Annotated in this window: 5 protein-coding genes, 6 tRNA genes and 3 rRNA genes; all 14 read right to left on the bottom strand. The window is 56.2% G+C overall.

Annotated elements, in window-relative coordinates:
* Positions 1-15 precede the first annotated feature (15 nt).
* Positions 16-1,212 carry an elongation factor Tu gene (gene tuf / locus ACJO3T_RS08040; RefSeq protein WP_406961216.1) on the bottom strand — a complete coding sequence of 399 codons (1,197 nt, stop codon included), beginning with the start codon at positions 1,210-1,212 and terminating at the stop codon, positions 16-18.
* Between the two features lie 48 nt (positions 1,213-1,260).
* Positions 1,261-1,336 (bottom strand) — tRNA-Thr (locus tag ACJO3T_RS08035).
* A 12-nt stretch (positions 1,337-1,348) separates the two neighbouring features.
* Positions 1,349-1,423 (bottom strand) — tRNA-Gly (locus ACJO3T_RS08030).
* 9 nt (positions 1,424-1,432) lie between these two features.
* Positions 1,433-1,516 (bottom strand) — tRNA-Tyr (locus tag ACJO3T_RS08025).
* Between the two features lie 41 nt (positions 1,517-1,557).
* Positions 1,558-1,633 (bottom strand) — tRNA-Thr (locus tag ACJO3T_RS08020).
* A 31-nt stretch (positions 1,634-1,664) separates the two neighbouring features.
* The gene (locus tag ACJO3T_RS08015; RefSeq protein WP_406961234.1) at positions 1,665-2,429 is read right to left on the bottom strand and encodes a hypothetical protein; all 765 of its coding nucleotides are present in this window, start codon (positions 2,427-2,429) and stop codon (positions 1,665-1,667) included.
* Positions 2,429-3,169, bottom strand: a complete 741-nt coding sequence (locus tag ACJO3T_RS08010; RefSeq protein WP_406961233.1) for a type III pantothenate kinase — start codon at positions 3,167-3,169, stop codon at positions 2,429-2,431. Before ACJO3T_RS08010 ends, ACJO3T_RS08015 begins: the two co-directional genes overlap by 1 nt.
* On the bottom strand, positions 3,169-4,128 hold the full coding sequence (locus ACJO3T_RS08005) for a biotin--[acetyl-CoA-carboxylase] ligase (protein ID WP_406978231.1): 960 nt from the start codon (positions 4,126-4,128) through the stop codon (positions 3,169-3,171). Before ACJO3T_RS08005 ends, ACJO3T_RS08010 begins: the two co-directional genes overlap by 1 nt.
* 163 nt (positions 4,129-4,291) lie before the next feature.
* Positions 4,292-4,406, bottom strand: a 5S ribosomal RNA gene (rrf, locus tag ACJO3T_RS08000).
* A gap of 77 nt (positions 4,407-4,483) precedes the next feature.
* Positions 4,484-7,378 (bottom strand): 23S ribosomal RNA (locus ACJO3T_RS07995).
* Positions 7,379-7,716: 338 nt separating this feature from the next.
* A tRNA-Ala gene (locus ACJO3T_RS07990) sits at positions 7,717-7,792 on the bottom strand.
* 133 nt (positions 7,793-7,925) lie between these two features.
* Positions 7,926-8,002, bottom strand: a tRNA-Ile gene (locus ACJO3T_RS07985).
* 107 nt (positions 8,003-8,109) lie between these two features.
* Positions 8,110-9,650: ribosomal RNA gene (locus ACJO3T_RS07980) — 16S ribosomal RNA — on the bottom strand.
* Together the 16S, 23S and 5S rRNA genes with 2 tRNA genes alongside form the textbook arrangement of a ribosomal RNA operon.
* 175 nt (positions 9,651-9,825) lie before the next feature.
* Positions 9,826-10,005: hypothetical protein (locus ACJO3T_RS07975; protein ID WP_406978166.1), on the bottom strand; the 180-nt coding region annotated here is incomplete at its 5' end.

Here is a 10,005-nt window from a genome sequence, read left to right as displayed (position 1 = left end):
GATCATCGGAGCGACTTACTCGACGATCTTGGAGACCACGCCGGCACCAACGGTACGGCCACCTTCGCGAATCGCGAAGCGCAGACCATCTTCCATGGCGATCGGAGCGATCAGGGTCACAGACATTTTCACGTTGTCACCCGGCATTACCATCTCTACGCCTTCCGGCAGCTCACAGGAGCCAGTCACGTCAGTGGTCCGGAAGTAGAACTGAGGACGATAGCCCTTGAAGAACGGAGTATGACGACCACCCTCGTCCTTGCTCAGCACGTACACTTCGCACTCGAACTTGGTGTGCGGAGTGATGGAACCCGGCACCGCCAGTACCTGACCACGCTCAACGTCGTCACGCTTGGTACCACGCAGCAGCGCACCAATGTTCTCACCGGCACGACCTTCGTCCAGCAGCTTGCGGAACATCTCAACACCGGTAACGGTGGTCTTGACGGTATCCTTGATACCTACAATTTCCACTTCGTCGCCAGTCTTGACAATACCACGCTCAACACGGCCGGTCACAACGGTACCACGACCGGAGATGGAGAAGACGTCCTCGATCGGCATCAGGAACGGCTGATCGATGGCACGCTCCGGCTCCGGCAGGTAGTCGTCCAGGGCTTCTACCAGCTTCTTCACAGCGGTAGTACCCATCTCGTTGTCATCCTTGCCTTCCAGCGCCATCAGCGCGGAACCGGTGATGATCGGAGTGTCGTCACCCGGGAAGTCGTACTGGCTCAGCAGGTCGCGAACTTCCATCTCGACCAGCTCCAGCAGCTCCTCGTCATCCACCATGTCAGCCTTGTTCAGGAAGACCACGATGTAAGGAACGCCAACCTGACGGGACAGCAGGATGTGCTCACGGGTCTGCGGCATGGGGCCGTCAGCCGCGGAACATACCAGGATCGCACCGTCCATCTGCGCCGCACCAGTGATCATGTTCTTCACATAGTCAGCGTGGCCCGGGCAATCTACGTGCGCATAGTGACGGTTCGGGGAATCATACTCAACGTGAGACGTCGCGATGGTGATACCACGCGCCTTCTCTTCCGGAGCGTTATCGATCTGGTCGAATGCGCTGGCAGAACCTGTACCCCACACTTCGTGACATACGCGAGTCAGTGCCGCCGTCAGAGTGGTCTTACCATGGTCCACGTGACCAATGGTGCCCACGTTCAGGTGCGGTTTATTACGTTCAAATTTCTCTTTAGACATTCGACCAATCTCCCTAATCAACAGGACAGTAACGTTGACCGGATAAAATGGAGCTCATGGGCGGATTTGAACCGCCGACCTCACCCTTACCAAGGGTGTGCTCTACCAACTGAGCTACATGAGCATTCAACCAAATTGGAGCGGGCAGCGGGAATCGAACCCGCGTCATCAGCTTGGAAGGCTGAGGTAATAGCCACTATACGATGCCCGCATCAATAAGTGGTGGAGGGGGCAGGATTCGAACCTGCGAAGCTTACGCGTCAGATTTACAGTCTGATCCCTTTGGCCACTCGGGAACCCCTCCAGAGATGACTCCGGAACCCGGAGACACTCCAAAAACTTAAGTGGAGCTGGCGGACGGAATCGAACCCCCGACCTGCTGATTACAAGTCAGCTGCTCTACCAACTGAGCTACGCCAGCTCACGCTCGCCTCATCAGCGAGGGCGGTATACTACGGATTTTTTTCAGCGGTTGCAACACCTTCACAATCACTGATTTCAATCAGTTGTAGCCCGCTGCCACCTTCCGCGGAGGCGCCCCCAAAATCGTCCAGTGACGATGGCGCTACCCCCTCAAAAACGAGCGCGTAGCTTATACGATTTCGGGGGAACTTTACCAGTATCGCGTTGATATTTTGTGCCTGGCGCCGGCGGAGTACGCCCTCCGCAGACTGAAGGGACCGGAACAGCCCCAGGGAAATGGCATTTTCCCGTTCTCCGGATGGCACCACATAGGCCTCGACCCCCTGATTGACCAGCTCCCGGTAGCGCTGCAGCGCCTCGTCACGGGTTTCCAGTGGCGGGACGATGACCCAGTGGAACGGCTCCAGGGACTCAACCTGCTCCGTTATTCCGACGAACTTAATGTTATGCGTTCCGACGGAAAGCTGTTCCCGGTAGGCCTGGGCGGCGAACTCCTCCTCGAACCCGTCGATAACGAAGCATTGACGGGATGCCTCCCGGGGCTGGCCGACCGATTCGGCAGCCTCTTCGAGGGCAGGCTCACTGACTGGCGGGGATTCCACCCCGGGAGTCGCATCGTCACCAATCTGCTCATCCCCTGTTTCCGCCACACTCTGCTGGTCAATGAGCTCTATTTCGGACACTCGCGGCAGTCGCCCCTCGTCCACGGAACGCACGTTGCCCGGATCCCCCGTAGAGAACCAGAAAAAAAGCGCCAGGTTGGCAACAACCAACAGTAACACCAGCCAACGCACTATTCCGCCTCCACGAGGGCCAGGCCATCAAGCACCAGGCCCGGACACAGACGAGAGACCGCTAAGCTATCCGGACCGGCGGTATCCAGCGCCTTCTTTATAAGGGAACCATCCCCGCCTGTGACAAGAACCGGTATCGCCACCTGCCGCCCCAGTTCCGAGGCCAACGCCTGGATCAACCAACTAACCCCGTGGAATACGCACTCCGCAGTCGAGCGACCCGGTGTCGTATTGACCACGGCCTGGCTGTCATCAAACATCACCCGGGCCGTGCTTTGCCTCAAGGAAGCGACCATCATGTCGCGACCCGGCAGGATGTAACCACCCAGGTGCCCGCCCCTGTCGTCAATCCAGTCCAGGGTGATGGCGCTGCCGGCATCCACCACCACACAGGCCCCGCCAATCATGTCCCAGGCACCGATCAGGGCATGCCACCGATCGGCGCCCATAGTTGATGCGTCCTCGTAGGCACAGGTCAGGGAGCCAAATTTTCTCCGGGTCCAGAAGAACCGCACCGGCAGACGGGTGTAGGTGGCGATGGTGTTCTCCAGATCGCGACGCGCCGCCTCGGAGCGTACCGTCGAGACAGCCACGGACGATAGCTTTCGCCAGTGGGCAGGCGTAATACCTTCAAACAGCTGGTCCGATTCAAGCAAGCCAGCACCCGAGTGGAGCACCTGCCCCTTATCCCGGAGTTGCCACTTGATCCTGGTATTGCCGGCATCGATCAGGAGCTTCATCAAACCACCCGCAGACTGATTTCTCCGGCGCTGATTCGCTGCACCCCCTGCCCGGTCTCCAGCAGGTAATGACCGGCATCATCAACGCCACAACCAACACCGGACAGGTCACCACTGGTGGCCCTGAGCGTCTTGCCCCGGAAAATATCGTATTGGTTCCACAGCTCCTCAAAGGGCGCAAACCCTTCCTGTTCGAAGGTATCGAGTCGCGCGGCAAGCCGGTTCAGTACACTGGCGGCCACGCGGTTACGGACCCATGACTCCCCAGGCAACGCCAGGGACAGGCTGGTCCAGGGCTGATCCACTGATTCGGCGTCCGTCATATGCACATTCAGTCCAATACCCACGATCACACGGACCGCTCCCTCCAGCTCACCCTGAAGCTCAATCAGGATACCCGCAAGCTTCTGGCCATCCACCAGCAGGTCATTTGGCCACTTCAGCCCGGGCCTGACCTCCTCCGGCAGGCCCAGTGATTCGATCGCCGCCAGACCAGCCACCAGACTTAATCCTTCAAGCCCGGTAAAGCCCCGCGAGATCGAAACACCGACACTCATATAAAGGTTCTTCCCAACCGGACTCTGCCATGGACGCCCCCGCCGACCTCGCCCCTGCTCCTGGCAATCGGCGATGGAGACCAGCAGTCCGGCCTCTCCCTGCTGCCAACGGCGGGTAATGTCGCTGTTGGTGGAATCGATCCGGTCATGGACAGCCAGGGAGATATTTTCCCTGAGGGAAGCAGTCAGGCCTTCGCGAATGCTGTCTTCCGACAGCATGTCCATGGGAGCGGGCAACCGATAACCACGGCCGCGAATGGTTTCTACCTGAATACCTTCCTCCTGAAGCTTACGCACCTGCTTCCAGATCGCCGTACGGCTGATACCCAGGGACTCGGCAAGGGACTCTCCGGAGTGGGTCTCGCCATCCGCGAGTAGCCTCAATAGTGGTTTCGTGTTCATAGGCCCGCCTGGTGGTCGATGATCATTTGGGTTCAAGCTGGTGGATTAAACTATATGGGGAGGGAAAAGACAAAGTTGTGGGGGCGGGTCCCGTAGGTCATCTCTTTCTAACGGCCAATAAAAAACCCCGGCAGCGTTAGCTGTCGGGGTTTTGGGATTAAGAGCCTGACGATGACCTACTCTCGCATGGGCAACGCCACACTACCATCGGCGCTGGTCTGTTTCACTGCTGAGTTCGGGATGGGATCAGGTGGTTCCAGACCGCTATGGTCGTCAGGCAAAACGGTTGATCACTGGGATGGATGAGATTGAAGTGCTTTACGATCAAGGTTATCGCAGTTGTCTTGGGTGTTATATAGTCAAGCCGCACGAGCAATTAGTACCGGTTAGCTCAACGCCTCGCAGCGCTTACACACCCGGCCTATCAACGTCCTGGTCTTGAACGGCTCTTCAGGGGCCTCGAGGGCCCGGGGAGATCTCATCTTGGAAGGGGCTTCCCGCTTAGATGCCTTCAGCGGTTATCCCGTCCGAACATAGCTACCGGGCAGTGCCACTGGCGTGACAACCCGAACACCAGAGGTTCGTCCACTCCGGTCCTCTCGTACTAGGAGCAGCTTTCCTCAAATCTCCAACGTCCACGGCAGATAGGGACCGAACTGTCTCACGACGTTCTAAACCCAGCTCGCGTACCACTTTAAATGGCGAACAGCCATACCCTTGGGACCGGCTTCAGCCCCAGGATGTGATGAGCCGACATCGAGGTGCCAAACACCGCCGTCGATGTGAACTCTTGGGCGGTATCAGCCTGTTATCCCCGGAGTACCTTTTATCCGTTGAGCGATGGCCCTTCCATACAGAACCACCGGATCACTATGACCTACTTTCGTACCTGCTCGACGTGTCTGTCTCGCAGTTAAGCGGGCTTGTGCCATTACACTAACCGCATGATGTCCGACCATGCTTAGCCCACCTTTGTGCTCCTCCGTTACGCTTTGGGAGGAGACCGCCCCAGTCAAACTACCCACCACACAGTGTCCTCATCCCCGATCAGGGGACCAAGTTAGAACCTCAAACATGTCAGGCTGGTATTTCAAGGTTGGCTCCACCGGAACTGGCGTCCCGGTTTCAAAGCCTCCCAGCTATCCTACACAAACATGCTCAAAGTTCACTGTGAAGCTATAGTAAAGGTTCACGGGGTCTTTCCGTCTAGCCGCGGATACACCGCATCTTCACGGCGATTTCAATTTCACTGAGTCTCGGGTAGAGACAGCGCCCCCATCGTTACGCCATTCGTGCAGGTCGGAACTTACCCGACAAGGAATTTCGCTACCTTAGGACCGTTATAGTTACGGCCGCCGTTTACCGGGGCTTCGATCAAGAGCTTCGTCCGAGGACTAACCCCATCAATTAACCTTCCGGCACCGGGCAGGCGTCACACCGTATACGTCCACTTTCGTGTTAGCACAGTGCTGTGTTTTTAATAAACAGTCGCAGGGGCCTGGTATCTTCGACCGGCCTCGGCTCCACCCGCAGGGGTTTCACCTAACGCCGGCGTGCCTTCTCCCGAAGTTACGGCACCATTTTGCCTAGTTCCTTTACCCGAGTTCTCTCAAGCGCCTTGGGATTCTCACCCTGACCACCTGTGTCGGTTTGGGGTACGGGCCCGAGTAGCCTGAAGCTTAGAAGATTTTCCTGGAAGCCTGGCATCAATGACTTCCCGCCCTGAAAGGGCAGTCGTCGTCACGTCTCGGAATTGAGGACCCGGATTTGCCTAAGTCCCCTTCCTACACGCTTAAACCGGGACAACCGTCGCCCGGCTCACCTAGCCTTCTCCGTCTCTCCATCGCAGCTACCCAAGGTACGGGAATATTAACCCGTTTCCCATCGACTACACCTTTCGGTCTCGCCTTAGGGGCCGACTCACCCTGCGCCGATTAGCGTTGCGCAGGAACCCTTGGTCTTCCGGCGTGGGGGTTTTTCACCCCCATTATCGTTACTCATGTCAGCATTCGCACTTCTGATACCTCCAGCATGCCTCTCGACACACCTTCGCAGGCTTACAGAACGCTCCCCTACCCCGCATACTTGCGTATGCAGCCGCAGCTTCGGTGACCAGTTTGAGCCCCGTTACATCTTCCGCGCAGGCCGACTCGACTAGTGAGCTATTACGCTTTCTTTAAAGGATGGCTGCTTCTAAGCCAACCTCCTAGCTGTCTGAGCCTTCCCACATCGTTTCCCACTTAACTGGTACTTGGGGACCTTAGCTGGCGGTCTGGGTTGTTTCCCTCTCCACAACGGACGTTAGCACCCGCTGTGTGTCTCCCGGATAGTACTCACTGGTATTCGGAGTTTGCATCGGGTTGGTAAGTCGGGATGACCCCCTAGCCGAAACAGTGCTCTACCCCCAGTGGTATTCGTCCGAGGCGCTACCTAAATAGCTTTCGGGGAGAACCAGCTATCTCCGGGCTTGATTAGCCTTTCACTCCGATCCACAAGTCATCCCCTGGCTTTTCAACGACAGTGGGTTCGGGCCTCCAGTGCCTGTTACGGCACCTTCACCCTGCTCATGGATAGATCGCCCGGTTTCGGGTCTATGCCCAGCGACTAAGTCGCCCTATTCAGACTCGGTTTCCCTACGGCTCCCCTACACGGTTAACCTCGCCACTGAACATAAGTCGCTGACCCATTATACAAAAGGTACGCCGTCACCCCACGAAGGGGCTCCGACTGCTTGTACGCATACGGTTTCAGGGTCTATTTCACTCCCCTCACAGGGGTTCTTTTCGCCTTTCCCTCACGGTACTGGTTCACTATCGGTCAGTCAGGAGTATTTAGCCTTGGAGGATGGTCCCCCCATGTTCAGACAGGATTACACGTGACCCGTCCTACTCGATTTCACTGAACTCAGGTTTCGGATACGGGGCTATCACCCACTATGGCGGTCCTTTCCAGAACCTTCTCCTACCAGTCGTCCAGCTTAAGGGCTGGTCCCCGTTCGCTCGCCGCTACTAAGGGAATCTCGGTTGATTTCTTTTCCTCGGGGTACTTAGATGTTTCAGTTCCCCCGGTTCGCCTCTTACACCTATGGATTCAGTGTAAGATACCGACCCGAAAGTCGGTGGGTTTCCCCATTCAGAGATGCCCGGATCACAGCTTGTTTGCCAGCTCCCCGAGCCTTATCGCAGGCTTCCACGTCTTTCATCGCCTCTGACTGCCAAGGCATCCACCGTATGCGCTTAGTTGCTTGACTATATAACCCCAAGACAACTGACCTGCGCCTCATCGTTCAACAGGAAATCGCCAACCACCGAAGTGATTCACCATTTCTCGCTTCTCGACGAGATTCAGAGACAGCCGACTGAAGCTATAAACAACCACTTCAACGACACACCGGATAACGCTTGATCGTTATCGCTGAGATTGACTCTGAACTAGAAGAATCAATCTCGTGTTTCAATCTCATCCGAATTGTTAAAGAGCAATTCTGACCCAGTGATCAGAAAGAAGGGCTTCGATGGTCATCAATTCGAAACACTTGTTTCTGCACACTGACTTGCGTCAGGTATTCAGGGATCGTCGACCAGGTTTTGGTGGAGCCAGGCGGGATCGAACCGCCGACCTCCTGCGTGCAAGGCAGGCGCTCTCCCAGCTGAGCTATGGCCCCTAATATCAGCCACTCACCAAGCCGGCAAACCGTGTTCACTCGCCGTACTCGGAAAATTGATCAGATCTAGGCGCGCCAAGGTGAAGCGTACATCAGTACGCGAGTCCTGGCGCAACGACGAGCTGGTCAATTTTGGTGGGTCTGGGTGGACTTGAACCACCGACCTCACCCTTATCAGGGGTGCGCTCTAACCACCTGAGCTACAGACCCGGTTTTGCTTGTCACAAACAAGCCAAGTCGGGCCCGAAAGACCCTTTGCTCTCTTCTCATTGACCAAGTAATTCGTGTGGACTCTGACCGAAACCTCCAGCTATCGTTAAGGAGGTGATCCAGCCGCAGGTTCCCCTACGGCTACCTTGTTACGACTTCACCCCAGTCATGAACCACACCGTGGTGATCGTCCTCCCGAAGGTTAGACTAACCACTTCTGGTGCAATCCACTCCCATGGTGTGACGGGCGGTGTGTACAAGGCCCGGGAACGTATTCACCGCGACATTCTGATTCGCGATTACTAGCGATTCCGACTTCACGCAGTCGAGTTGCAGACTGCGATCCGGACTACGACGCGTTTTATGAGATTAGCTCACCCTCGCGGGGTTGCAGCCCTCTGTGCGCGCCATTGTAGCACGTGTGTAGCCCTGGCCGTAAGGGCCATGATGACCTGACGTCATCCCCACCTTCCTCCGGTTTGTCACCGGCAGTCTCCCTAGAGTTCCCACCATGATGTGCTGGCAACTAGGGATAAGGGTTGCGCTCGTTACGGGACTTAACCCAACATCTCACGACACGAGCTGACGACGGCCATGCAGCACCTGTGTTTGGGTTCCCGAAGGCACCAATCCATCTCTGGAAAGTTCCCAACATGTCAAGGCCAGGTAAGGTTCTTCGCGTTGCGTCGAATTAAACCACATGCTCCACCGCTTGTGCGGGCCCCCGTCAATTCATTTGAGTTTTAACCTTGCGGCCGTACTCCCCAGGCGGTCTACTTAGTGCGTTAACTGCGCCACTAAGACTTCAAGAGTCCCAACGGCTAGTAGACATCGTTTACGGCGTGGACTACCAGGGTATCTAATCCTGTTTGCTCCCCACGCTTTCGCACCTCAGCGTCAGTATTGGTCCAGGTAGCCGCCTTCGCCACTGGTGTTCCTTCCTATATCTACGCATTTCACCGCTACACAGGAAATTCCACTACCCTCTACCATACTCTAGCCTGACAGTTCGGAATGCCGTTCCCAGGTTAAGCCCAGGGCTTTCACATCCCGCTTATCAAACCGCCTACGCGCGCTTTACGCCCAGTAATTCCGATTAACGCTTGCACCCTCCGTATTACCGCGGCTGCTGGCACGGAGTTAGCCGGTGCTTCTTCTGCAAGTAACGTCAAGCATGCTGGGTATTAGCCAACACGTTTTCCTCCTTGCTGAAAGTGCTTTACAACCCGAAAGCCTTCTTCACACACGCGGCATGGCTGGATCAGGGTTGCCCCCATTGTCCAATATTCCCCACTGCTGCCTCCCGTAGGAGTTCGGGCCGTGTCTCAGTCCCGATGTGGCTGATCATCCTCTCAGACCAGCTACGGATCGTCGCCTTGGTAGGCCATTACCCCACCAACTAGCTAATCCGACATAGGCACATCCAATAGCGCAAGGTCCGAAGATCCCCTGCTTTCCCCCGAAGGGCGTATGCGGTATTAATCCGGGTTTCCCCGGGCTATCCCCCACTACTGGGCAGTTTCCTATGCATTACTCACCCGTCCGCCGCTCGACAGCGGGGAGCAAGCTCCCCCTGTTTCCGCTCGACTTGCATGTGTTAGGCCTGCCGCCAGCGTTCAATCTGAGCCATGATCAAACTCTTCAGTTTAAATCATACAAGATCCGAAGATCTCTAATCTTGCTCAAGACAAAACTCATTCTCGACGAGTCGCTTGCCTCGATTATCTGTCGCCAGATAGTCTCGGCCAGCGCCCACACGAATTACTTGGTCAACTTGTTAAAGAGCGTTGAGCATCTGCTCAATCAAGGCCGCGTATTCTACATCAGATCGCCACCTTGTCAACGATTATTTCAAGGTTTTTAACGCCGCTCCCGAAGAAGACCTGAACCGCAAAAACCCAAATCAAACAACCGCTTACTTCGCCTTCCCGTTCAAGCCTCATGGGCCGTGTCCGTCGAAGTGGGGCGCATTCTACAGCCTCACCGATTCCTGTCAACGGCCA

This window comes from Marinobacter shunpengi, from assembly GCF_045449715.1.
Taxonomy (GTDB): domain Bacteria; phylum Pseudomonadota; class Gammaproteobacteria; order Pseudomonadales; family Oleiphilaceae; genus Marinobacter.
The sequence above is the reverse complement of the archived record's forward strand: the minus strand, read 5'-3'. Positions and strand labels throughout refer to the sequence as shown.